This is a genomic window from Gaetbulibacter sp. M240 (assembly GCF_043876815.1).
Taxonomy (GTDB): Bacteria; Bacteroidota; Bacteroidia; order Flavobacteriales; family Flavobacteriaceae; genus Gaetbulibacter_A.
Window position 1 is genome coordinate 1 of sequence record NZ_JBAWKA010000003.1, and the last position, 26,527, is coordinate 26,527.

A 26,527-nucleotide genomic window follows, 5' to 3' on the forward strand; every position below is an offset into this window, starting at 1 on the left:
ACCAAAGAAGACGGTACTACCGATATCATCAACAAAGCCGATCTGACCGATAACTTAGATGGCACGTATACCTTTACCAACAACGATGGCACTGACGTGACCTTTAATGCGGGCGGTCTTGTAGATGCTACAGACGATAACGCAGCTACTGAGATCAAGAAGATTGCGACGATCACCAAATCAGATGGTACAGAGGTAGATGTTGAAGAAACGGTAACCAACCTTGTAGACAATGCTGATGGTACCTTTACCTATACCAAAGAAGACGGTACTACCGATATCATCAACAAAGCCGATCTGACCGATAACTTAGATGGCACGTATACCTTTACCAACAACGATGGCACTGACGTGACCTTTAATGCGGGCGGTCTTGTAGATGCTACAGATGATAACGCAGCTACTGAGATCAAGAAGATTGCGACGATCATCAAATCAGATGGTACAGAGGTAGATGTTGAAGAGACGGTAACCTCAGTAATACAAGCCATAGGTAATGAGGACACGGATGTGACCAACGGCGATGCCAAAACCATAGCCACCTATACCAATGAAAACGGTGATACAGCTACGGTGAACGAAACGACAACTTCCTTAAATCTGGTAACCAATGACAACACAACCCCGGGTGATTTGACGGACGATTTTGAAGAGCTGACCTATACAGATGAGAATGGAACGGCAAATGTGATTATGAGACGTACCACCGTAACAAAAATGGTGTTTAACGCAGAATATGCCGGCGCTGTAATACAGGCAGACGGTACAGATAACAGCCTGTCTATTAATACAACGAATTCAGGTGCCCCTACTTTTATGAATTACTACGAAGCGAGTAATTATAATCAAGACGGTGGTTTCAATGATTACAATGTTGTGTTGCGGGTAACCCTTCCTGATGATTTTGATAGTTGGTCTTCAGATACCGATGCTATAGTAATTGATTTTGAAGGTACGTCAGATGCCACTTTTGAAGCTGATATCTTTGAGGAGGGCAATGCTATGGTCTTGAAAGATAATATGCCAGTTTTAGGTACGGGTGTAGGCGGTTTTGGATTTGCCGAAACTACTATTGCGGTAGCTGGAGACCTGACCGACCTCGTAGCAGAAGATACTTTTGTGATTGTGATCAAGCTAACTGTTACTGATGTAGCCATTATGGGCGATAGTTTGATCCGTATTGGTGACATCACCCTAAACTACAATAGAAAAAGATTCTAACAACCTCCAACGTTCATGATGAATATACATATTACAGAACGAATATGGAGTGCTATTTTCTATAGTAGCACTTTTCTTAATACACTCAAACAAAGAACCCAAGGTCAGCTTTGGCTTGGTACCTTTGTCGTATTGATATGCCTGTTAGGCACAACTAGTGTTAGTGCCCAGGATAATGATGGTGACACAATTTCGAATCAATTTGATATTGATTCCGACAACGATGGTATCATAGATGCCATAGAGTTAGGATGTGAACCCAATTTTGTAACGGATGTAAGCAATGCAAATGAAGCCTATTGGCCTTTTGACAATAATACAAACGATGCATCCGGTAACTTACACAACGAAGTAGGCTCGGTGGGGGCAGTATATTCCACTAATGCAATACAAGGAACACACGCCATCCGCTTTGGTAGTGGTGCTACAACCAGTCCTATCCAGTATAGTGATGGTACTTTTATGAATTCAGGAGGTACTACCTTCAGTTATTCGGCCTGGATTTTACCCGACCCCGCTTCGTTTACTGGAAATGTAGTTATTATAGAGGAGGGGTCGAGTAGGCATGGATTAGCACTCTATTTAGATGATGGAAAACTGGCATTTTCAACCTTTAATTCCGATAACGGAGCTACAGTTATTCACTCGGGAACGGTTTTAAATACCTGGCATCATATAGCAGCCACTTTTGATAGCGGTATACTCACAGTATATTTAGATGGCGTACCGGAAACTAATACCGCGAGTTATAGCAATATTCCGGGTTATGGCAATCCCGGTGGTATTGGTGGGGTTATAAATTCATCGGCCGTTCCGGGAAATAATGGAGTTTTCTATGAAGGCTTAATAGATGCTTTCAGGTACAGTAGTTCGGAGGTTTGGAGTGCAGCTAATATTGATACAGAAAGTACTCTGAATTGTGCAGCCATAGATTCAGATACTGATGGCGTTCCAGATTATTTAGACCTGGATAGTGATGATGATGGTTTACCGGACAACGTAGAAGCACAAGCGACCCAGTTATATGTGGTACCCGGTGTTTTTTCTGACACCAATAGTAATGGTATGAATGATGCGTTCGAGGTGAGTAACCTGAGCATGGTACCTGTAGATACAGATGGAGATGGTATGCCCGACTATTTAGATCCCGATTCTGATGACGATGGACAATCTGACTTATTAGAAGGTCTTATTACCACGCCAACCGGTTCTAAAGGTTTAAATGGTTTATTTAATGATGCTGAAACTTCCGATGATTATAATGATGTAAACGGAAATGCTCATAATGATACGAGCTTCTTATTAAAAGACACAGATAGTGATACCAATACCAACGGAAGTAATGCAGATCCCGTCAATGATATTGATTTTGATTATCGCGATAAAATTTCCGATGTAGATACCGACAGTGATGGTATACTTAATCGCTTCGATACTGATGACGATAATGATGGTATTTCAGATGCCATTGAGTTAGGATGTGAACCCAATTTTGTAACGGATGTAAGCAGTGCAGATGAAGCCTATTGGCCTTTTGAAAATAACACCAACGATGCATCCGGTAACGGAAACGATGAAGTAGGTTCCGTAACAGCAGTATATTCAAACATGTCAATGCAAGGTCAGTATTCCATTCACTTTGGCAGTGGTGCCACAACCACCCCTGTGCAATTTAGTGACGGTACTTTTATGAATTCGGGAGGCTCTACCTTTAGTTATTCGGCTTGGATTTTACCCGATCCCACTTCGTTTACCGGAAATGTGGTTATTATGGAGGAGGGTTCGAATAAGCATGGATTAGCACTCTACTTAGATGATGGAAAACTGGCATTTTCAACTTATAGCTCAGATATCGAAGCTACAGTTATTCACCCGGGTACGGTTTCAAATACCTGGCATCATATAGCAGCCACCTTTGATAATGGTACACTCACGGTATATTTAGATGGTGTGTCGGAAACAACTAATACGGGGGGTTATACAAGTATTCCATCTTTTGCAAATCCCGGTGGCATTGGTGGGGTTTTAAGTTCATCGGCCGTTCCGGGAAACAATGGTGTTTCCTATGCAGGTTTAATAGATGCTTTCAGATACAGTAGTTCTGAAGTTTGGACCGCTGCCGATATTTACACAGAAAGTACTTTAAATTGTCCTTGCGTAGATACCGATACTGACGGTGTTACGGATGATTTAGATCTGGATAGTGATAATGATGGTATCCCTGATTCTATTGAGGGAAGCCTTGATAACGATGGCGATGGTATCTTAAATTTCAGAGACATAGATTCCGATAACGACGGCATACCTGATAACATAGAAGCACAACCTACCAAAGATTATATGCCATCATCTGGTAATGACATGGACGGTGATGGCTTGGATGATTTATATGATGCTACCCCAAATGGCGGTATTGCAGGTTCTAATGGTCTTTCACCGGAAAATACAGATGGAATAGACAGTCCAGATTACTTAGACCTGGATTCTGATAATGATGGTATTTTCGATATCATAGAATCCGGCAGTAATTTACCGGATGCCAATACGGATGGAATGACGGATGGTGTCGTAGGTATTAATGGTTTGGATAATACCGCAGAAAATAACGATAATTATGCCGATGTGAATGGTACTGCCTACACCACCCAATTTGAACTTTTAGATACAGATACCGATATCACCTTATTTTCTACCATTGGAACTACCAATACCATAGATCAAACGCTTGCCAATCGAAATGGCAATACCAATGTAGATCTGGATTATCGTGATACCATTGCTGATGTGAATACAGATGGAGATACTCATAGTGCAAACAACCATGGTTTATACGATCGTTTTGAAGACATCGACGATGACAATGATGGGATTTTGGATGTTACAGAGGATGCGACCTCTAATGGTGATGCAGACGGATTACCAAATAGATTGGATTTGGATAGTGATGATGACGGCATTCCTGACAATATAGAAGCACAACCCACAAGTGGGTTCATGCCAAGTGGTACTGATACGGATAGTGATGGTTTAGATGATACCTATGATGCTACCCCAAATGGTGGTATTGCAGGTTCTAATGGCCTTACACCAGAAAATACGGATGGAATTGACAGCCCTGACTATACTGATACAGATTCAGACAATGATGGGATATTAGATACTGATGAAACGACCTCTGATTTTGATAGTGATGGTGTACCTAATTATAGAGATATTGACTCCGATAGTGATGGTATAGTAGATAGTGAAGAGGGCGATCCTAATTATTTAAATACCGATTCCGATGGCGATGGTATCTCTGATAACGTAGAAGCGCAACCAACCATTGGGTTCAAAGCGCCAAGTGGGAATGATACGGATGGTGATGGCTTGGATGATGAATATGATGCTACCTCAAATGGTGGAATTGCAGGTTCAAACGGTCTTACAACGGAAAATACGGATGGGGTAGACAACCCTGATTTCACTGATACAGATTCAGACAACGATGGGATAAATGATTCTATTGAAACAACGATTGATACAGATAGCGATGGTATTTTAAATTATAGAGATCTAGACTCTGACAATGATGGTTTACTCGATCAAACTGAAGGTGAGGTGAATTCTGATACTGATGCGCTGCCCAACTATTTAGACTTAGACAGTGACAATGACGGGATTACAGATAACGTGGAAGCACAGCCTACCAATTCTTATAGAGCACCATCCGGAATCGGCGGTACGGTAAATTTCATTGATAGTAACTCCGATGGTTTAGACGATAACTTTGATGCAGGCGTTGGGGGTGGTGCTGCTAGCGGGGTTGGTTTTACACCTTACGATAATGATTCTGATGGCACACCGGATTACATCGATAACAATACTGATAACGATACAGGTAATGATATAGAGGAACGCGGTGACGGGGCTCCAACAAGCCTTACTTCAACATCAGACACCGATAGTGATGGACTTTTAGATATTTTTGAGGGAACTAATAATAATGACGGTTATGATGTAAACGATGAAAATATTATTGGTGATGACGGAGGTGCGGATGCTAATTTTGCTAGCTTTAATCTTCAGGCGAATTCGCAGTTGAATCCTAATGGTTCTAACGCCATAACCCCATTTACCAGAGATCTGTTGTTCAGACAATCCGGTTTAGACACAGATTCTGATGGTATAGCTGATATTACCGACATTGACGATGACAATGACGGGATATTAGATGTTACGGAAGGTATGGTTGACACGGATGGTGATGGGATAATTAACTCACTTGATCTGGATAGCGAGAATGATGGGATTACAGATAATGTGGAAGCTCAGGCCACCAATGCTTACAGAGCACCATCAGGCCTTGGAAGCACGGCAGATTTTATTGATAGTAACTCGGATGGTTTAGATGATAATTTTGATGCGGGTATTATTGGCGGAGGTGCTGCTAATAGCGTTGGTTTTACTCCTTACAATAATGACTCTGATAGCACACCGGATTACATCGATAATAATTCTGATAATGACACAGAAGGTGATGATATTCAGGAACGCGGTGATGGGGCTCCAACAAGTCGTATTTCAACAACAGATACCGATAATGATGGACTTTTAGATATTTTTGAGGGAACTAATAATAATGACGGTTATGATGTAAACGATGAAAATATTATTGGTGATGACGGAGGTGCGGATGCCAATTTTACCAGCTTTAATCTTCAAGCGAATTCGCAGTTGAATCCTACTGGTACTAGCAGCATTACGCCATTTACAAGAGACCTTTTGTTTAGGCAATCTGGTGTAGATACTGATTTTGATGGTATAGCGGATATTACAGATATAGACGATGATAATGATGGGATAACAGATGTTACCGAATCAGCTAATGTTGCTAGAACTGGTGTTGCATCACAAAGTAGTACGGGAAGTTTTCCTGCGAGTAGAGCCATCGATGGCAATACAACAAGTAACTTCGCTTCAACTACCGGGTCCACAACAACAGATTATTGGCAAGTAGACTTACGCAATGCCTATACTATCAATTCAATTAACATCATTAACAGGGATTGCTCGGAAGGCTGTAAGGATAGATTGAGTAATGTTTATGTAATGGTTTCAGATATGCCGTTTCCTTCGGATCTTGCCGGTTCTCTTGCTATTGCAGATTTTGTTTATCAGATTCCTGCTCCAACGGGAAATGTGGATGTGGTCGTTGTACCTGTTTTCGCCAATTTGACAGGCCGCTATGTTCGCCTTCAAAAATCGGGAAATAATGTGCCTGATAATGTATTGGCTACTGCTGAGGTACAAGTAATGTCACCTCGTGATTTTGATGGTGACGGTGTTTATAATCATCTTGATATAGATTCTGATAATGATGGTATCCCTGATAATTTGGAAGCTCAAAACTCAAGTTCATATACTGCGCCTAATCCTGATACTTCTTCGGATTATGTTACTAACTCCGGAATGAATTCAGCATATATTGGTATTGGTGGCCTGACCCCGGTAAACATTGATGCTGCTTTAACACCAGCCGACGTGTTTCCGGATTATCTGGATATTGATTCCGATAATGATGGTGTTTATGATAGAGAAGAAAGCAGAACAACAACAGTAGCATATGCCCTAGGTGATTCTGATCAAGATGGTCTGCAAGATGTCTTTGACATGGTAGTTCTGAGTAGCTCTACAATAAATTCTAATTCCAGCGAAGGAGTTACCAGTTTTGCTACTTCATTTTTGACAGATGAAGCTAATCCCGGTGTTGAATATGATTTTAGAAAACAATTAGATTCTGATCATGATGGCATACTTAATATGGTTGATATTGATGACGATAACGATGGTATTCTTGATGATAACGAATTTTTAGGTTCGGTTCAGTTAATCAATCATGCATTAAGTGGAACAGCAACCCAAAGTTCCACTAACAGTACATTTCTAGCCAGTAACGCCATTGATGGCAATACAGCAGGTACAAGTGGTGCCAGCAATATAGCTCATACTAGTGGCGCAACATCATCAGATTGGTGGCAAGTAGATCTGGGTAGTAATCAGAGTATTAGTAAAGTTGAAATTTTTAGTAGAGACGGTTGTTGTGATGATAGATTAGGTAATGTTTATGTTCTCATTGCTGACACCCCATTCCCCGCAGATCCTAATGATCTTGCCGGCTCTCTGGCTAATGCAGATTTTGCTTATCAGCTTCCTACTGTAGTAACAGGAGATGAGATTGTTGAAGTCCCCAAAACAACAGGCAGATATGTAAGATTACAAAAATCGGGAAATAACCCTGGTGGCAATGTATTAAATCTTGCGGAGGTTGAAGTATCTGGTCGTGTAGTTAATCTTGCAACAAATGGGAATGCAACCCAAAGTTCTACTCAGAGTACATTTTTTGCGAGTAATGCCATCGATGGCAATACCGCAGGTACAAGTGGTGCCAATAATATAGCGCATACCAGCGGGGCAACATCATCAGATTGGTGGCAAGTAGATCTGGGTAGTTATCATATTATTAGTACAGTTAACATCTTCAACAGAGACGGTTGTTGTGGGAATAGATTGAGTGATGTTTATGTTCTTATTGCTGATACACCATTTCCTGATGATCCTACTGATCTTGCTGGTTCTCTAACTAATGCAGATTTTACGCATCAAATTCCTTCTTCAATATCAGAGGAAGAGGACGTGGCTGTTGATGTCCCAAATATTTCAGGCAGATATGTAAGGTTGCAAAAATCAGGGATGAATACGCCTGATAATGTAATAAACATTGCTGAAGTTGAAGTGCTTACTAATATTCAACTTTTTGACATCGATGGTGATGGATATGACAATTCGGTGGATATTGATTCAGATAATGATGCTATACCCGATAATGTCGAGGCACAAAATACGCTGGAATATTTTGATTCTGATCTCGAAGATGATGATAATGACGGTTTGTTAAACAATTTTGATGAAACTCGCAGTAGTGGTGCTAGTGGCTCAATTGGATTAATACCTATTAACACAGATGAACTTGATCTACCTGACTTTTTAGATACGGATTCTGATAATGATGGTATTAGTGATAATGATGAAAGTGGTGAGGCCGGCATGCTCTCCAATTCAGATTCTGACAGAGACGGTCTCGATGATAGTTATGATGACGTACTAACCACAGGTGCCCCGTTTGATGTAAATGATAATATGGATGACCCTAGAGTTGATTTACCGGATGCAGACGAAGATTTATTTTTAGGAGGAGGGTCAGATTATAGAGATGATACTACTGATCCTATTCAAGATCATGATGGTGATGGAGTTAGAGATAATTTAGATATTGATGATGATAACGATGGTATATTAGATATCGATGAATGTGTTAACCCACGGCTTACCTCTCAATTAATCAATGGTAGTTTTGAAGAACCAATACTAGGTTATAGTTTCCCTCATAACGATGCGAGTCAAGTAGCAGGTTGGCAAACTACTGCTTTAGATAATAATATTGAAACGTTTGATAATTCCAGGTGGTCATCTTATACTGGAGTTACCAATACCGTTACAAGTGCTCAGGATGGACAATGGGCTGCAGAAATAAATGCTACACAGTTTTCTCAATTATATCAGGATATTCCAACGGTACCCGGTGATATTGTGGAATGGTCGGTATATCATTTGGCTAGAGAAAGGGGTGATGCACCTTTTAGAGATGCTATGGTTATTGAGTTTGGGCCGCCTTCAGGTCCACTTGTAGTGCAGGCCGTTGCTACTTCAAATAATCTTAGCTGGCAAAGGTATTCCGGTACGTATGTAATACCGGAAGGTCAGACGGTCACTCGATTTGGCTTTAGAGCTTTATATACAAATTCAGGTGGAAGAAGTACGGGTAATATCATTGATAATGTACAGTTTAATGTAAAGGAATGTTTAGACACGGATGGTGATTTGATAATTGACTATGAAGATCTAGATAGCGATGACGATGGTATTCCCGACAACGTGGAGGCACAAACTACTAAAGATTACATAGTTCCATCCGGTGCGGCTGGAACGGTAGATTTCATCGATAGTAACTCGGATGGATTGGATGATAATTTTGATGACGGTATAATTGGAGGTGGTGCAGCTAATAGTAAAGGTTTTACACCGGTAGATACCGATGGTGACGGAATCCCTGATTTTTTAGATGAAGACTCTGATGGCGATATGCTGACGGATTCGCTAGAAAGTGTTTCTCCGCATCCTTCAGGTTTAGTAGGAACCAATGGCTTGTTTAACAATGCCGAAGCCAACGATGATTATAGCGATGTAAACGGCAAGGCCCATGACGGCTCCCTGTTTATGCTTCTCAAAGACAATGTGATTTTAAATCCCGATGGTACGAATGCCATTCCTCTGATTACAGACTTCAACTATCGTCAGGGACTAGATACCGATGAAGATGGGATTGCAGATGTAGCCGATATAGACGATGACAACGATGGGATTTTGGATCAAATAGAGGGAATTCCAAATTTTTCGACTTATACATTTTTGGGAATTCGCAATGGTAGTGCCTACTATGTATCCAACAATACAACAAATTGGACGACGGCTAATAACGCAGCCACAACAGCTGGTGGTCATTTAGCAGCCATATCTAGTGCTGAGGAAAATGATTTTATTCGTCAGGCACTTAATAGTAATGGTTTTAGTACAGCTAGGGTTTGGATAGGATTTAATGATGTGGCCAACGAAGGCACTTTTGTTTGGACCAATGGAGAACCTGTAGTTTACACAAACTGGAATACAGGTGAACCTAATAATTCTGGAGGTGAACAGGATTTTGGTCAAATGCAAACAAGTGGTAAATGGGATGATGGCAGTGCTTCTACAATTCAAAGAGCTGTATTGGAAATAGCCATATTAGACACAGATGGCGATGGTTTAGCGGATGTATTAGACCTAGATTCCGACAACGATGGTATACCGGATATTATTGAAGCCGGTGGCATTGATACTGATCATGATGGTCGAGTAGATGATTCTACAGATACTGATGGCGATGGCTGGGCAGATACCTTCGATAGTGATAACGGAGGAATAGCATTAGCAGATGAAGATCAGGATATTGATGGTCTAGAGAATAGACTTGACCTTGACTCCGACAATGACGGTATACCCGATAATGTGGAAGCTCAAGCTACAAATACTTATATAGTACCTGCTGATGACAATAATATTACTTACGCGGCTAACAGGGGACTAAACTCTAACTATATAAATATTAATGGCATAAATGGTAATAATGGATTGACGCCTGAGGATACTGATTTAGACGGAATCCCCGATTATCTGGATACGGATTCTGATGACGATGGTTTTTCGGATCAATTAGAAAGTTTTGAAATAACTCCAACGGGTAGCTTAGGAATTAACGGTTTGTTTGATAATGCTGAAGATGGCGTTGACGATTATTCGGATGTAAACGGTAAAGCTTTTGACGGCATTAATTTTTTATTGTTGGATACGGATAACGATACTAATGATGATGGAAGTAACGCCGATAACAACTTGGGTATAAACTTCGATTTTCGTGATAAGTTATTTGTCGTACCTCCTGTAATGAGACACGGTAAGTACTTCGGTAATGGAGAACTGCAACCTAAGAAGCGTGGCAATCAATAAAAACACTTGAGTAATGATGAAAACTTTTAAGAAGTAAGGCCACATTTTTCATTAAAGATTATGAAAGAGACTAATTATGCTGATTCAATTTTTAGAAAAAAACAAACTATGGAAAGGATATTTAATTTAATAATATTTACAATGTTTTTCGGGGCAACAGCGAGTAAGGCCCAGACTAGTAATATAGGGTTATTTACGGTAAATCCTGATACACAACTTAGTGTTATAGGTAATTTTGATAACCAAAGTTCAGGGGCATTTATCAATGGAGGAGAGGCCTACTTTTATGGTCATCTAAATAATAATGGCATGGCAGATTATATTGCCAAAAGTGGGACTGTACACTTAGTGGGAACTTCCCAACAGCTTGTAACCGGTTCAGAGCCCTTTTACCTGTACAATTTGATAATCAATAATGTTTCAAACCTCGAGAATGCCATTAACATGTTTGGAATATTCAATGTTGAAAGTAACATAAATTTTCAGGAAGGTATTGTAAATACCATTGATCATGGTGGAACCCTCATCCTGGAGAATAATGGAACAGTTAGCAATGTGAGCGATTTTAGTTTTGTGGATGGTTTTATCTCCAAACAAGGTAACGATGAGTTCATCTTTCCTATTGGTGATGATGAATTATATCGCTTCGCTGGGATTAGTGCTCCATCTGGAATCAACTCAGTTTTTAATGCAAGATATGTCTATGAGGATCTTGAAAACCCCTATCCCGCAAATAATAGAATCGGTAATATAATTTTTATTGATGATAATGAATATTGGATTTTTGAGTCACTTGGGGGAATTGAAACAGTTGATGTTACCTTATCCTGGGACCAAGTAACTACGCCGTTTAAGATTTATTCTAATCCGGAGAGAATTCGTATTGCAAGGTGGGATTTTGAAGAGGGGGCTTGGACGAATGCTGGTGGTACTGTAGATATTGAAAACCAAACGGTAACATCCCGGCAAACGATTGATGGGGTTGCCATATTTACCATCGCAGGAGCGGATTTAAATATCATATTACCCGATGATGTGGTGATATGGAATGCTGTGTCTCCAAATAGCGATGGTAAAAACGATTACCTTATAATTGAAGATATAGAATTATTACCTAATAATTCGTTGGAAATATTTAACCGCTGGGGAGCAAAGGTCTTTTCTACCTCAGATTACGATAGTAATGGAAATGTGTTTAAAGGCTTTGCCAACGATAGAGCAGATAAGCTTTTACCAACAGGGACATACTTTTACATTCTTAAATACGATGGGTCTGATCAGCGGGTTGAAAAGGTAGGGTATTTATATTTATCAACAGATTAAACCAAAGTAAAAGTATGAAATATAATAACCAAAATTTGACACTTTTACTGGTAATCATTTGCATTTTGTTTGGTTGGGACCAAAATGACCTTAATGCACAACAGGACACCCAATATACCCAATATATGTATGCCGCTAATATTATTAATCCAGCTTATGCAGGGTCCAGGGGGGTTACTACTTTGACAAGTCAATATCGCGCACAGTGGACGGGTATTGAAGGAGCGCCGCGGACCATGAACCTGAGCTCCTCAGGGCCCTTGGATTACCGTTTCGAGCATATGGGGCTTGGTGTCAATATCATATACGAAACTATAGGCCCCTCAATTGAAACAGCCGTAGCAGGAGATTTCTCATACCAATTATATATAGATCGCTATACCTTTTTAAATCTTGGAATAAAGGCTGGCCTTGAGCTTATTAATGTCGATTATACTAAATTGGAAATTTATAATTCGACGGATCCTACCTTCCAAAATAATATCGTAAATCGCGTGAGCCCCATTATAGGTGCCGGTGCGTACATTTATAGTGACATTTGGTATGCAGGAATATCAGTGCCTGATTTCTTAACCACAAAATATTATAATGATATTTCGGTATCAACTGCAAAAGAACGCGCTAATATTTATGCCATGGGCGGATATGTATTTGAATTAAACCCTTATTTAAAATTTAAACCAACAGCACTTGTTAAATATGTTTCCGGAGCTCCTCTGGGGGTAGATTTATCAGTAAATTTTTTGTTCAATGATATCGTTACCGCAGGTGCCTCATTTAGGTTTACCAATGCTTTTAGTGCTATTACCGGTTTTCAGGTAAATAACAACCTGTTTATTGGTTACTCCTATGATATAGATACCACAGAAATAAGACAGTACAACGGTGGATCTCATGGGTTGTTTATGCGATTTGATATTGGAACAAATAGAGATTTGAGATTATTAACCCCTAGATTCTTTTAATAAGTATTAAATATGAAGTGCGATAGTAAAACTTATCTTTATGTTGGTTTTTTAATCTTCCTTACATCAATAACTTTTGCACAAAGGAAGGATAAAAGCATAGATGCCATTGATATTTACACAAGGGTTGTAGAGAGTGGTGTGGAAGATGAAAACCTGATTTACAGATTAGCCAATGCTAATTACTTTAATCGTGATTTTGTCGCTGCAGCAAAGTGGTACAAACGATATTTTGAGATGCCTTTGGTGCAGCCAAGCTTATTGGATAATTACCGATACGGACAAGTTCTTAAAACCCAAAAAAAATACAAAGAGGCCGATAGTTTGTTGCTAACCTATTATAATTTTAAAGGTGTTCGGTATGAAAGTATTTCTGATGCTAATGAAGGTATCATAGGAATTGATAATGATGGGGTTTTTGAACTTCAAAACGTTAATTATAACACACGATTATCAGAATATCCGGCATTTATTAATGAGAATGAGCTTTACGCTGTCGGTTATGGTTTAAACAGTAAAAAAAGAGTTAAGAAAAAAGATGTGACTTCCGACATCTATAAACTGTCTACTAACGGGCAGTTTCTTCCATTATCCGAATATATAAACTCTGAATATAACGAGGGCCCAATAGCCATAACTAATGATGGAAAAACCATGTACTTCACCAGGAACGCCTATTTAAAAGGACGAGTAGAACGAGACAGTAATGATTTGGTGACGATTAATATATACATTGCGGAATTCAAAAATGGTAAATGGAAAAACATTAGGGAATTTCCTTTTAATAGTCCAGAATATTCGGTAGGTCATCCTGCTTTAAGTAAAGATAATAAAACACTGTATTATGTATCTAATATTCCAGGAGGAAAAGGCGGGACCGATATTTATGAGGTACCCATTCTAAAAAATGGCCTTTTAGGGAAACCAAGAAACATGATTGAACTTAATACTGTTGGCAATGAAATGTTTCCTTTTATAGATCCTTATAATGAGAGCCTTTACTTTGCTTCCGATGGTTCGGAAAGTTTCGGGGGACTGGATATTTTTATTTCTAAAAAAAGCCCTGACAACACGTATAAACGAAGTTATAATCTTGGCCGGCAGATCAATAGTTCGTATGATGATTTTTCATTTATGATTGGGTCTGATCGAACGGGATATTATGCCTCCAATAAGGATAGCGGTGTTGGCTCAGATGATATTTACAGTTTTATGGTTCGAAGAGATTTTGAGGTGCTGCCCTATATTAATTTTAAGGGTATTGCCAGAGAATTTGATTCTAATCTGCCTTTGGCCCGAGTAAAATTAGCCCTATTTGATAAAAACGGGAACCTTATTGATTCTACTTTTTCCGGTGAAGATGGCTATTATGAGTTTCCGGAGATAAATGGTAATGAAGTGGACTATATTAGGATAGAAAAAGATCAATTTCAATATTCTGAAAAAAACATCACAAATGCCATGCGAAAAGGTAAAGAGCCACTCGTGATACGCCTGGTAAACCTAGAGCGGAATGTGCCTGATGAGATTGGTGTTACAGGAAAAATTATAGACAAAAACGCACGTAATACTTTAGCGAATGCAACGGTAACAGCTTTGGATATTGATGGTAATATCCTAGGGACTACCAAGACAAAATGGTATGGATTTTATACGCTAAAGAATGTGCCCTCTAAAAATATTGCCTTTCTAAGAATAGAAAAAAACAGTTACCAAACGGAGGAGGTCCCTGTGGGTCTAAAAGACTTGGACGAGAGCGGTTATTTAAAAATAGATCTCAATATGATCAAGAAAAATGTACCTCTTGAGCTTAACAATGATATTGCCTCTATCTTAAACCCTATCCATTTCGATTATGCCAAGAGCGAGATACGCCCGGATGCGAAAGTTGAACTGGATAAGGTTGTAGAAGTTCTTAAAAAGTTTCCGACTCTGAAAATTAGAATAGAATCCTATGCCGATAGCCAGGGAAGTTACCTCACCAACATCAAGCTATCTCATGCCAGAGCTTACGCCACATACAATTACATAATAAGTCAGGGCATAAGTCCGAGGAAACTTGAGTATAGAGGTTATGGCGAATTTTACTTGTTAAACAAGTGCGGCAATGGGGTAAAATGTTCTGATGAAGAACATCGAGTAAATCGCAGATCCAGCTTTAGGATTATAAAAATTTAATTGTACAATGCATTTACAGAGGTTGTGTTTAATAAAGTAAAAGGGTCGTTATGCCTACCTGCTGTTATTTAAGAACCTAATTTAGAAAATACAAACCAAACCGACTGAAAATCGGAAGCCCGTAAACAAGTAACAAACATTTGATTAGTTAAAGCCAACAATGTTTTAATACGGTGATGTGTATAGGCCTTTTTATTCCAAAGGATGTGCGTCATTTCTTTTTATCAGGAAACCAAGTGTCCCTTAAAATTTTCCATTCCCGATCATCTTTCTTCCAAACCAATAAATATCTTCCGCTACTTTCTGCTCCTCCGCTTTTGTGTGACCAAACCGCTTTACCTTCCTCTACAAGTAACTCATCATTTCCCCACAAATGTGTAGTTTCAAAAGTTCCTATGGTACCATTTTGAATCATTTTGCTAAAAACCTTGATTATATTTTCCCGACTCACTATTGTTGGAATTACTTCTGCATCTTCAGTGTACATATTTCCCAATGCTATTGAATCACCTGCTTCCAAGTAATTTTCATATTCACGAAGGCGTAATTCGATTTCTTTTTCAAGAATTGATAAATCAGTTCCTTTGGTACCTAGATTCTTTTCGGTGGATTTCTGATTGCAACTTGTACTAAAAATTAATGCCACTAATATTGCTAGAAAAACAGGCGATCTGTATTTTATTTTTTTCATTGTTAGACTTTGTTTTAATTATTTTCCAAATGCAGATAAAGGTACTTTTGCCGGACTAAATGAAATTCCTAAATCTCTAATTGATTAGTTATGTTTTTTCAAATAAAGGCTAATATCTAACTGTCCCATTTACTATTCTTAATTAAGTTTAATTCATTCGAATTATTTTCCAATTTCTCGGTTCTCATAGTCACTATTAGCTCTTGTTTTGCCTCTTTAGCTTTAAGCTTTCTCTAAAATATTTAACAGTTTTTCAATGCTATGTCTCATTTTGTTGTTTTGGTCGGTTCGGAAATAATAAGTTCGTAAAATAGTAAGTGCTCTATTGTTAAACAATCTGTATTGTTCTGATTTTAAATCAAACCTCCAGTCATCGAAGTTTTTGGATCCACCGGTAGGAGGATCACTAAATGAAAGCATGTCTACAGCATTTTCAAACTCAAGATTACTTAAAACCCACCTTTGCACCACTTCACCTCTGTTTTTTTGATAAAATTCCTGGTTGGCTTTAAATTCCAAGATGGTATGTTTAATTTCTTTGTTAAAAAGTTCCAGGTTTCCCGTATTAATAATATCATCAATAGTATAGGTAATACTTTGGAAGAAGTCCCCGTAATAGGTAACGCTATCCATACCCTTAATGACTACTTTGACTTCTCTTTCCGGCTTTTTAAAATATGAGAGATAATTATTGATTTTTCCCTGTTGAGCCCTGTTTAAACTGTCTAATGAATTCAACTGGATTAAATCAGTCTTGAGTTCAGTTATTAAGGTTTGTTTGTAGTTATTAGCTTTTTGTTTCTGTTTTGAAACTTCATTCGCATTGTTGATTTGTAGTGCAATCAGAATTCCTATAACGACTAGTATAATTTCTCCAAAGGCATAAATAATATATTGGCTGAATTTGTTTTCAGTCAGCATCTTTTGTCTAATTTTTCGGAAGAATTTTATCATTGATCGGTGGTTGGTTATAATGAAGTACAACAGTTTGGTTCTGATCCTGTTGCGACATTTAAGAACCTAATTTAACAAATAAAACCGAACCGTAGGAAATTCCGCGGAATTTTCAAGATAAGCGAAAACAAGCAATTACGTATAGCTGTTGCTATACTTTCGTTATTCATTATATAACATTATTCTCTTTTACTCCATATTTCATAGATTGGATCACCCTTGCTAGACAATCCTGAATGGTGCCAATTACCATCCACTAAATCAAATTCAAATTTTAGGCTTGCTCCAACTCGAGAATCATCCCTTGAAAAGAATTCAATATTTTCGGTATATTCTGAATTGGTAGTTGTATATGTTCCACCCCCTGTACCCATGAATTGTTTTGTTTCTGTATTATAGGCTATCCATTGAAAACGAGTTCCTGATAAGATTTTCATCGTTTTTCTTGGTCTACTTGTATCATTCATTTGTGTTTGGCCATCTTTTACTCTACCAGACATTAACCATGCGCCATTTAATTTTCCGGGCTCACCGTTATCTATTCTTTTAAATTTCCTGTCCCAACCAACGATTCCCATGATAGAATCATTTAGAAACACTTGAAAACTCACTTCTGTACCAACACGCTCGGGATGCATTGAATCGAATTCTGCTGTTTCTGTCATTGTATCGCCAGATAATTTCCAGGTTCCACCCTCTGTGCTTATAAACTTACCTGTTATTGAATCATAAGTGCTTATCACTTGATATCCTTCAGAAAAAATAACAATACTTTTAAGTTTATCTCCATTTTCAGAAGTATGATAACTTTCCCAGGCTCCAATAAAACTTTGTGCATTAAGTCCTAATGATAAGAATGCGCAAACGAATATTACAGTTATTTTTTTACTCACAACACTTCTATTCTTGTTTTTATATTCGTGATTTTTCTTTGAAAAGTTCATGAGTTCATATTTTTAAAATGTTATTCTTACAAAATTGGGAAGCTATTGGTTAAACATAATGAAGCACAACATTTATGTATAAGATAGGTTGTGTATTTTAACAACCTAATTTAACAAATAAAACTGAACCCTAAGAAGTTCCGCAAGATTTTCTATAGAAACAGTTACGAAGCTATTAAAAATACACAAGGATGTCTATAGCTCTATTTTAAAGGGATCTCGAATTTATTTCGTAGAAATAATCAGAAATTGTAATAAAGATATATTATTTAAACTATCTTATAACAAAGCCCTAAATCTGATAAATAGAGGGGGTAATAATAAATTAGAATGGAAACATTAAATCAAATTTTAGAATTTGAAATCTTTACTTTTCGGAGCTATACACTAAAAGCTTCTCAATTGGTTAGTATTTTGGTAATCATTGTGGTTACTAGATTAATTCTTTGGGTCCTTAAACAAGCATTTTTTCATAAAAAAAAATCTACCAAAATAAATACCGGAGGTACCTATGCCTTATTAAAAATTATTAAATATGTTGTATGGGTTATTGCAATTGCCTTGGTATTAGAATCCATTGGTATTAAAGTCACCTTACTCATAGCAGGTTCGGCCGCATTACTAGTAGGGATTGGTTTAGGGCTGCAGCAAACATTTAACGACGTCATATCTGGTATTATATTACTTTCAGAACGCTCTATAGAAGTGGGAGATGTTTTAGAAATCGATAATGATGTCGTGATTATTGAAAGTATAGGTTTAAGAACCTCCAAAGCCATGAATAGGGATGATATTTCTATTATCATTCCAAACTCTTTAATAACGACCAGCAAAGTAATTAATTGGAGTCATCAATCACATCAAACCCGTTTTAAAATTCATGTTGGTGTAGCTTATGGAAGCGATGTTGATTTTGTGATAAAAAATTTAGAAAAAAGTGCTTATGATCATCCTGAAATTCACAATAAAAACTTGATTGAAGCTCGTTTGTTGAATTTTGGAAGCTCATCATTAGATTTTCAGCTTTTATTTTTTACCTCGAATATTTTTAGGATAGGTAAAATGAAAAGTGACATTCGAAGATTGATCAATAAGAATTTCACTGAGAATAATATAGTAATTGCATTTCCTCAAATGGATCTGCATCTTAAGTCTAATAGCATCGAAAAAAAATAAGTGCTCATAAATAATCTTCAGAACTAATATTTTATGTCTTTATAGATTGTTTTTTGAGTGAATAGCGGTTTTTTTAGTAGTGAAGAACGGGTTGGCTATGCGCAGTAACCTACAGGATATTGTGTATAAATGTGTTGGCCAAGGTTTTTAGGGTCACTTTTTATTTATCCAATCAATTACAAAAGGCAAAAGATGTTGAGGGACAATATGACCTCCATCAAATGTTTTGTAAGTAACATCATATCCATTATCAATCAGAAGATCACGTGCTGCTTCAGCATATTTAATTGGTACAGCCGTGTCTTTTTCACCTTGAATAATCAGAGTTCTTACACCCTTGCCGTCTTCAATAGCATCTGTGCCTAGCCAATCTTCATCAACTACAGATGAGAAGATGATCATCCCATCAATTTTGTCATGATGATGGATGCCACTTAGGTAGGTAATAATGCCACCTTGAGACATCCCTAAAAAATAAACTTCCCCAATGTTGTACTTCGCTTTTAAATCTTCAATAACCTTATCCATCTGCTTTTCAGTGGTTACCCGCATAGCAGATATTTCTAATTCGGATGCAGGTCTTTCGAGCATGATAAAGGACGAGATATCATACAGAAACCACTCATAACCTAAAGTTCCGTCATTTCTTAAATAACTGTATGGTGCTTCGGGTGTTGCATAAATATATCCGGCATCGGTAAATGGTTTGCTTAAACTTTGAAAATGTTCAGCCGTACTGCTAAATCCATGAAGCCCTATAACTAGAGTATGGCTTTTTGTTGAATCGAAGCTATTTGGCAGCGTAACAATCGTAGGGGTAATGGCTTCTATCTTGCTCCAAATAACCGCAGAGTTACTCGTCGTGTCGGTTTGTGCATATACAACGCTGCATACTGCATTTAAAAAGAATAAGAGGGTAAACAATTTAAAGTGTTCTAACATATTTTGCCTATTAATTCATTATTAATTTGTAACCCAATCAAAATCCCAATAACAACAAGAATAATTTCACCAATAGCATATTTAAAATACGTTCCAGTTTTTCCTTCTGAAAGTAAGTTTTGACTAATTTTTCTAAGGAATTTTATCATTGGTTGGTTATTTCTCTAAAGTTAGTATAATTATTTAATTCCGTGGGAATGAGAAATACTAAACAGCTCAACTTCTCGGCTACGAGAGTTCTGCTGTTTAGTATTTAACTTTACAAGTAAACAAAAAACCGAAAATTCCTTAGGAATTTTCAGGATATACGATAACAAGCAATTACCTATAGCCGTTGTTGTGTGAAGGTAATTTTGTTTTTCCAAAATCAATTTTACATCTAAAATCGACTAACTTTAAAACCATCTGGGAAAGATCTACATTTTTAAATACTGTTTCCCAACCATTTGGAAAATGAGCTCCCGGAATATATCTTTTACACTTACAAACTTCTGATGATAGAAACGGTATTCGTAAGCTTATTAAACAATAAAATTAAAAAGTAAAACCTCCCTAGGTAATGATTAATAGCGTTACCAATATTAGAATGCATGTTAATAAAAACTAGCAGGCTTTTTAATTATGGTTTGTTCTGAGGAGCTGCGCATTATCTCATTTGAAATTTTATTTTAGTTAATTTTCTTAATAATACACACATAGCAAAGAAAAAAATTGCACGAATTTTGAGGTGATAATTTATATTAATTTAAGTCGACCAAAAACGCTTTGAGTGTTTAATGAAAAATTTATTAAAAACAGTATCCTATTAATTAGAGAGTTTTTTTAATAAAATTCGGGTAATTTTTTTTTAATTGTTTATTATTGGGTCTTGTTTAATTGAAAATGAATAGTGTAGATTCAAAAATCTTAAAACGTCTTCAAAAGAGCGATAAAAAAGCGTTAACAGAACTGTATGAAAGTTACTGGAAGCCCTTATTTATTTCGTCTTACAATCTTTTAAAGGACAAAGAACTTTCCGAGGAAATTATTCAAGATGTATTTATTGATCTTTGGAAGAATCGAGAAACACTTCAAATTAAAATTTCTATAAAATCTTATTTATATGCCTGTGTTCGGTATAAAGTTTTTGGAGAATTCAGAAAAAACAAAGTAAAAAATGTTGAGCTCTTTGAAGACCTGAACCAAAGATTTCAATATGCCACTCCAGAGACCAAACTCATGCACGAAGAACTCGTGAAGCAGGTAGATACCATTGTTAATACACTTCCTAAGAAATGTCGGGAGGTATATATTTTAAGCAGAAACAAACAACTTTCCCATAAAGAGATCTCCGAACAACTCGGAATATCTACAAAAACGGTAGAAAACCATATCACTATGGCACTTAAAGTGTTAAGGAAATCCCTTGGTCACTTATTGAGTATCGAGCTATTATACCACCTCTACTAAAAATCAACCCTTCATTTCGAATCGTATCTATCTATTTTTCAATAGTTTATATGATATAAAAAGAGTAAGCTTAAAAAAAAACGAAAAATTTATAACTTTTTTTTAGGGGATAAGCTCATTATTATACACTCTATAGATAAACCGGTAAACTGCAATTATTACTTCTATGGATAATAATGATATAAATAAAAAGTTTTTTCGAAAATTAATTGAAAGATATTTAGATGGAGAAACAACTGCTGACGAATTAAAGCTACTCGTTAATTATTACGAGAGTTTTCAAAAAGAAAATGAATGGGTTGAAGCTTTGGGGCCAGAGAATATAATAAAAGAGCGAATGCTTATTAATATTTTGGATGCCATCAAAGAAGAAGAGAAAGAGTCTTCAAAAGTAATTTCATTATTCACCAGAAACCTAATTAAGTATGTGGCAGCAGCATCTATAGCTGTTTTTATGGCTTTCTATTTTTTCATGGATAAGGGTACCACGATTACAGAACCCAATAATAATATTGTAAATACAAGTATAGAAGTTGGAACAGACAAAGCAACTCTTACCAGAGAAGACGGCTCTAACATTGCTCTTGAAAAGGGTAAGAATTATGCTTCTGATAATATGGTTAGCGATGGTAAGGCATTGGTTTATTCCGAAGCGAAACAAACTACGGCAGACGTTAAATACAACTATTTAACCATACCACGGGGCGGACAGTTTTTTATTAAGTTATCTGACGGCACTCAGGTATGGCTGAATTCAGAATCTAAATTAAAATATCCCGTAGCGTTTATAGATGGACAAACACGTGAGGTAGAATTACTTTATGGTGAAGCTTATTTTGACGTATCGCCGAGCTCGAAACATAAGGGTTCAAAATTCATCGTGAACAACAACAATCAGGAAATTGAGGTTTTGGGAACAGAATTCAATGTTAAAGCTTACAACAATGAACCTGAAGTTACAACCACTTTGGTTGAAGGGAAAGTAAGTATTAACTACCAAGGGGAAAATCATCTTTTATTACCCAATCAAAAATCTATTTTAAATACCACCTATAACACTATTGAATTTCAAGAAGCAAATGTTTTTCAGGAAACATCGTGGAGAAAAGGAATTTTCTCATTCGACAATAGCTCTTTAAAGGATATCATGATCGTACTTGCGCGATGGTATGATTTTGAAGTAGAATTTAAGAATAAAGCCGTTGAGAAAGAACTATTTATAGGAACCTTAGGTAAAAATGATAAGATTGAAAACATCCTTCAAAATTTAAAGGATATGGAGGTTATAAATGGTTTCGAATTCGATAACAAAAATATCATCATAGAATAAAAAAAAAGGGAACAAGGTCATAAACATTTGGCGGTGTTACTACCTCTTCCCTCTTGTATGTATTAATTAAATAATTGTCTAACTAACACAAAGCAAATTTATGAAAATTAAATTAACTAACTTCCGTTTTCTCTATCGAAAACGGTTACACCAATTAATTATGAGAATGATTATCTTCCTTTTGTGTACGACTGTTTTTAGCTTGACGCCTGAAACAACGTTTTCACAGGAAAAAGTAATTATAAATCAAGACCAAACGGTTTCTGCTAATGAGGTTTTTAACATCATACAGCAACAAACCAATTACCATTTTATTTTTCCAAAGCGTCTTTTTGCTAATGCTCCGGCTGTCTTATTGGAAAAAGGAGAAATATCAGCGATCAATTTATTGAAAAAGGCACTTCAGAACAGTAATCTAGAGTTTACAATAGATGACAACAACACCATTTTAATAAAGAAGGTAAAACCTGAGCAAACTAGACGTCAACAAAAGGTTAATATTTCCGGTACGATTACAGATGAAGAGGGAATGCCTTTGGCTGGAGTTACAATTTTAGAAAAAGGCACGACAAACGGGGTTGTCACAGATTTTAATGGAGCTTACACAATTACAGTTAGGGATGATGCTATTTTAGAGTATTCCTATATTGGTTTCGTATCGGCTACATTAAATGTAGGTGATTTAACATATTATACTAATGTAAATATTCAGCTAAAGGAAGATGTTAATGATTTAGCTGAGGTTGTAGTAACGGGGTATCAAATTCTTTCTAAGGAAAGAGCTACAGGATCGTTTGAGACGGTAAAAGAATCGCAATTACAACAGCGTCCTGCAGCGACGTTCTTAGAGCGTATTGTAGGACAGGTTCCCGGAGTAAACGTAAGTCCGGCAACAGGTAAAATTGAAATCAGAGGACGATCAACCTTACTGAATGGCGGTGATGATGTTTTAATTGTTGTTGATGGATTTCCATTAACAAGACAAGAAGACTACAACACCATTAACCCTGAGGATATTGAGACGTTAACAGTCCTTAAAGATGCCGCTGCTGCCTCTGTTTGGGGTGCTCGAGCTTCCAACGGTGTTATAGTTATCACAACTAAAACAGGAGATAAAAATAAAAAATTGTCTGTAGATTATTCTTCTTTTGTTGAATTTGAGAACAAAGTTAATCTAGATGACCTTAACTTCTTGGATGTTAATGGTGAAATTGATGCCGATCTTGAATTTATTGAAAAAAATTGGATCGATCCGGCCTTACTTGGTTCTGGAATTGGAAGTATCAATGATTTACATTTGGCTTATGTATATAGAAATGGCAATGCTCCAGACGGTACACTTTGGTCTCAAAACACATTCGATAACTATATAAATAACTTAAGAAGCAGAGAAGATGTAACCAAACAGCTTGAAAAATACCTGTTCAGAAATGCATTCAGACAAACACATAACCTAACCTTATCAGGAGGCGGAGAAAGAAATACCTACTTCGCATCGATCTCTTATACCGATTATCAAGCAGCTACTATTGGCGATGAGGATGACAGGTTAACCTTTAATCTGAGAAACACATTTGATTTTTCTGATAAAATTAAGTTTACTGCAGGTATTACTACGGTTCTTAGAACTCAAAAAGCTAATGGAGTAGATACAGGTAGACTTAGAGAATTACAGGCTTATGATGAAATTGTAGATGAAAATGGTCAATATGTACAGAAATATGCAAGCTACAATCCTTGGTTATCACAAGAACGAGAAGCTATTGTTGGTTCCCCGCACACCTTCAATATTCTGGAAGAACAAAGAAATTTAGATAACAGCAGTCAGTTTTTGGATCTGCGAGCAGATTTTAAGATGGATGTTGAACTATTTGATGGTTTTGTAGTCACACCTTCTTTCCGCTATGAGCGTGGTGCTGGTATTGCCGATAATTATAGAAATATGTCATTACCATCACATCGAAATTTAATCAATTCATTTTATAAAGATGGAACGTACCAAATACCTGTAGGTTCAGATTATGAAAGAGAACAGGAGTATTATAAAGGTTGGACTATGCGAAACACCTTTAATTATGATAAAACATTTGGAAAGCATGATATAACACTATTTGGTGGGGTTGAGTATAACAGACGTTATAGAGAAAGTGATGTGAATCGTGCTTTTGGTTATAATCGACAAGCTACACTTTACGTGGTGTACGATGAATTTGATCTATTCAGACGGCAAATAACCGATTTTAATAATTTCTCAATTGATGCTAACATATACAGAGCAAATAATTTTCAAAGGGTTAGCAATAGCGATAATCGATTTGTAGCTTATTTTGCGAATTTGGGTTATACTTTCAATAATAAATATTTGCTTAACGCCAGTTACCGAGTAGATCAGGCTAATATTTTTGGTAGCGACCCAGATTTTAGATATAAACCACTCTGGTCTGTTGGTGCAGGGTGGAAACTTTCAAAAGAAAGTTTTATGAACAATGTGGACTGGGTTGATAACTTAACTTTAAGAGCAACTTATGGTCTTAATGGTAATACACTTGTTAATGCATCTCCATATGCCACGGCAAGTTCCAGAACAAACACATATAGAAATTCTTATTTCTTTTCCAGATTGTTCCGTCCGGCAAACCCGGGCTTAAAATGGGAAGAAACAGCTACTCAAAATTATGCTTTGGACTTTGGATTATTCAATAATAGATTATCTGGCTCTATAGAATACTATAAGAGAATAAGCACAGATGTATATGGTAGTACCTCGTTAGACCCAACGGTAGGCTTTACAAGTGCTTTGGTAAATTATGCATCGATTGAAAATACCGGATGGGAATTTCAACTAAGCGCTAATATCGTAGACAATCAAGATTTTGGATGGACTATTCGTGGTAATTTTAATTCAAATGACAATGTTATAACTGATATTGAATCACCTTTTGACACGGCTCAGCGACTAGCGCAAGGTCTTGAGCGTGCTATTGGAGATCCCGTTAATAACTTTTATAGCTATAATTTTGCAGGACTAGATGCCAATGGAGAAGCTACGTTTTTCGATCGCAATGGCGTCGCGACACATTGGGCTGATGCACGTAATAATTTCACAAAAGAAGATGTTGTTTTCAGCGGAAACAAAACACCTCAAGTATACGGTGGTTTTTCCACTACAGTGCGTTACAAAGGCTTCGATCTCACCGCGAATTTAAATTTTGCTGCTGATTTTGCATATAGATATGATACGAACAGATTAAATACTGGTGCAGGATCTTACAATGCTGATTTCTATGGACTTGAGTTTAGCAACATCAGATTGGATAAAACATGGGGTAACCGTTGGAGAAACCCAGGTGATGAAAATATAACCAATGTACCAAGAATGTTCTATGAGGGTCTAAACCCACGTACAGGAGAAAATGAACGTTCATTCTTTCAAGCCCGCCAGGATTTAATGTGGTCTTATTCCACGGTTAATACGCATAAAGGCGATTATATAAGAGTACAAGATATCATTTTAGGATACACCTTCTCTGAAAAGCTTTTAAACACAACATTTTTGAATAATTTAAGACTTACAATGCAAGTCACTAATCCGTTCTTATGGGTTTCAAATGACTTAGGCATAGATCCAACAATATCTACATCTCAGGCTGCTTATAGTAATCTAACAAGATTCACATTTGGATTACGAGCTAACTTTTAAAAATAAAAAATT

Annotated in this window: 14 protein-coding genes; 9 read left to right on the forward strand and 5 right to left on the reverse strand. The window is 37.0% G+C overall.

Annotated elements, in window-relative coordinates; all coding sequences use genetic code 11:
• The 5 genes from V8G61_RS09275 to V8G61_RS09295 all read left to right on the forward strand — a co-directional run.
• A partial coding sequence (locus V8G61_RS09275) for a hypothetical protein (RefSeq protein ID WP_394875305.1) occupies positions 1–1,221 on the forward strand: 1,221 nt, incomplete at its 5' end.
• Positions 1,222–1,236: 15 nt separating this feature from the next.
• Positions 1,237–10,863 carry a discoidin domain-containing protein gene (locus V8G61_RS09280; protein ID WP_394875306.1) on the forward strand — a complete coding sequence of 3,209 codons (9,627 nt, stop codon included), beginning with the start codon at positions 1,237–1,239 and terminating at the stop codon, positions 10,861–10,863.
• A gap of 108 nt (positions 10,864–10,971) precedes the next feature.
• Positions 10,972–12,186 (forward strand): gliding motility-associated C-terminal domain-containing protein, encoded by a 1,215-nt coding sequence (locus tag V8G61_RS09285; RefSeq protein ID WP_394875308.1) that lies wholly within the window; start codon positions 10,972–10,974, stop codon positions 12,184–12,186.
• Between the two features lie 14 nt (positions 12,187–12,200).
• Entirely contained in the window at positions 12,201–13,151 is a 951-nt protein-coding gene (locus tag V8G61_RS09290) for a type IX secretion system membrane protein PorP/SprF (RefSeq protein ID WP_394875309.1), read from the forward strand.
• Between the two features lie 12 nt (positions 13,152–13,163).
• Entirely contained in the window at positions 13,164–15,329 is a 2,166-nt protein-coding gene (locus V8G61_RS09295; RefSeq protein WP_394875310.1) for an OmpA family protein, read from the forward strand.
• Positions 15,330–15,540: 211 nt separating this feature from the next.
• Here V8G61_RS09295 and V8G61_RS09300 read toward each other — a convergent pair whose 3' ends face one another.
• From V8G61_RS09300 to V8G61_RS09310, 3 genes are all read right to left on the reverse strand, one after another.
• Entirely contained in the window at positions 15,541–16,020 is a 480-nt protein-coding gene (locus V8G61_RS09300; protein ID WP_394875311.1) for a YybH family protein, read from the reverse strand.
• 222 nt (positions 16,021–16,242) lie between these two features.
• Positions 16,243–16,974: a DUF6090 family protein gene (locus V8G61_RS09305; RefSeq protein WP_394875312.1), complete on the reverse strand. Its 732-nt coding sequence runs from the start codon at positions 16,972–16,974 to the stop codon at positions 16,243–16,245.
• Between the two features lie 179 nt (positions 16,975–17,153).
• The gene (locus V8G61_RS09310) at positions 17,154–17,918 is read right to left on the reverse strand and encodes a membrane or secreted protein (protein ID WP_394875313.1); all 765 of its coding nucleotides are present in this window, start codon (positions 17,916–17,918) and stop codon (positions 17,154–17,156) included.
• Positions 17,919–18,248: 330 nt separating this feature from the next.
• On the opposite strand from V8G61_RS09310, the gene V8G61_RS09315 reads away from it, so the two are divergent.
• On the forward strand, positions 18,249–19,094 hold the full coding sequence (locus V8G61_RS09315; RefSeq protein WP_394875314.1) for a mechanosensitive ion channel family protein: 846 nt from the start codon (positions 18,249–18,251) through the stop codon (positions 19,092–19,094).
• A gap of 153 nt (positions 19,095–19,247) precedes the next feature.
• Here the strand turns inward: V8G61_RS09315 and V8G61_RS09320 are convergent, their stop codons facing one another.
• Both V8G61_RS09320 and V8G61_RS09325 read right to left on the reverse strand, forming a co-directional pair.
• A complete protein-coding gene (locus V8G61_RS09320) occupies positions 19,248–20,036 on the reverse strand; it encodes an alpha/beta hydrolase (RefSeq protein WP_394875315.1) in 789 nt (262 codons plus the stop codon).
• On the reverse strand, positions 20,030–20,185 hold the full coding sequence (locus tag V8G61_RS09325) for a hypothetical protein (RefSeq protein ID WP_394875316.1): 156 nt from the start codon (positions 20,183–20,185) through the stop codon (positions 20,030–20,032). The genes V8G61_RS09320 and V8G61_RS09325 overlap by 7 nt, the downstream gene beginning before the upstream one ends.
• 733 nt (positions 20,186–20,918) lie before the next feature.
• On the opposite strand from V8G61_RS09325, the gene V8G61_RS09330 reads away from it, so the two are divergent.
• From V8G61_RS09330 to V8G61_RS09340, 3 genes are all read left to right on the forward strand, one after another.
• Entirely contained in the window at positions 20,919–21,485 is a 567-nt protein-coding gene (locus tag V8G61_RS09330; RefSeq protein WP_394875317.1) for an RNA polymerase sigma-70 factor, read from the forward strand.
• A gap of 166 nt (positions 21,486–21,651) precedes the next feature.
• Complete coding sequence (locus tag V8G61_RS09335; protein ID WP_394875318.1) at positions 21,652–22,815, forward strand: FecR family protein; 1,164 nt, start codon at positions 21,652–21,654, stop codon at positions 22,813–22,815.
• A 160-nt stretch (positions 22,816–22,975) separates the two neighbouring features.
• The gene (locus V8G61_RS09340) at positions 22,976–26,515 is read left to right on the forward strand and encodes a SusC/RagA family TonB-linked outer membrane protein (RefSeq protein ID WP_394875319.1); all 3,540 of its coding nucleotides are present in this window, start codon (positions 22,976–22,978) and stop codon (positions 26,513–26,515) included.
• Positions 26,516–26,527 lie beyond the last annotated feature (12 nt).

Coding starts and splice junctions, on each gene's coding strand:
- V8G61_RS09280 (WP_394875306.1), top strand. CDS start 1,237: ATGATGAATATACATATTACAGAACGAATATGGAGTGCTATTTTCTAT.
- V8G61_RS09285 (WP_394875308.1), top strand. CDS start 10,972: ATGGAAAGGATATTTAATTTAATAATATTTACAATGTTTTTCGGGGCA.
- V8G61_RS09290 (WP_394875309.1), top strand. CDS start 12,201: ATGAAATATAATAACCAAAATTTGACACTTTTACTGGTAATCATTTGC.
- V8G61_RS09295 (WP_394875310.1), top strand. CDS start 13,164: ATGAAGTGCGATAGTAAAACTTATCTTTATGTTGGTTTTTTAATCTTC.
- V8G61_RS09300 (WP_394875311.1), bottom strand. CDS start 16,020: ATGAAAAAAATAAAATACAGATCGCCTGTTTTTCTAGCAATATTAGTG.
- V8G61_RS09305 (WP_394875312.1), bottom strand. CDS start 16,974: ATGATAAAATTCTTCCGAAAAATTAGACAAAAGATGCTGACTGAAAAC.
- V8G61_RS09310 (WP_394875313.1), bottom strand. CDS start 17,918: ATGAACTTTTCAAAGAAAAATCACGAATATAAAAACAAGAATAGAAGT.
- V8G61_RS09315 (WP_394875314.1), top strand. CDS start 18,249: ATGGAAACATTAAATCAAATTTTAGAATTTGAAATCTTTACTTTTCGG.
- V8G61_RS09320 (WP_394875315.1), bottom strand. CDS start 20,036: ATGTTAGAACACTTTAAATTGTTTACCCTCTTATTCTTTTTAAATGCA.
- V8G61_RS09325 (WP_394875316.1), bottom strand. CDS start 20,185: ATGATAAAATTCCTTAGAAAAATTAGTCAAAACTTACTTTCAGAAGGA.
- V8G61_RS09330 (WP_394875317.1), top strand. CDS start 20,919: ATGAATAGTGTAGATTCAAAAATCTTAAAACGTCTTCAAAAGAGCGAT.
- V8G61_RS09335 (WP_394875318.1), top strand. CDS start 21,652: ATGGATAATAATGATATAAATAAAAAGTTTTTTCGAAAATTAATTGAA.
- V8G61_RS09340 (WP_394875319.1), top strand. CDS start 22,976: ATGAGAATGATTATCTTCCTTTTGTGTACGACTGTTTTTAGCTTGACG.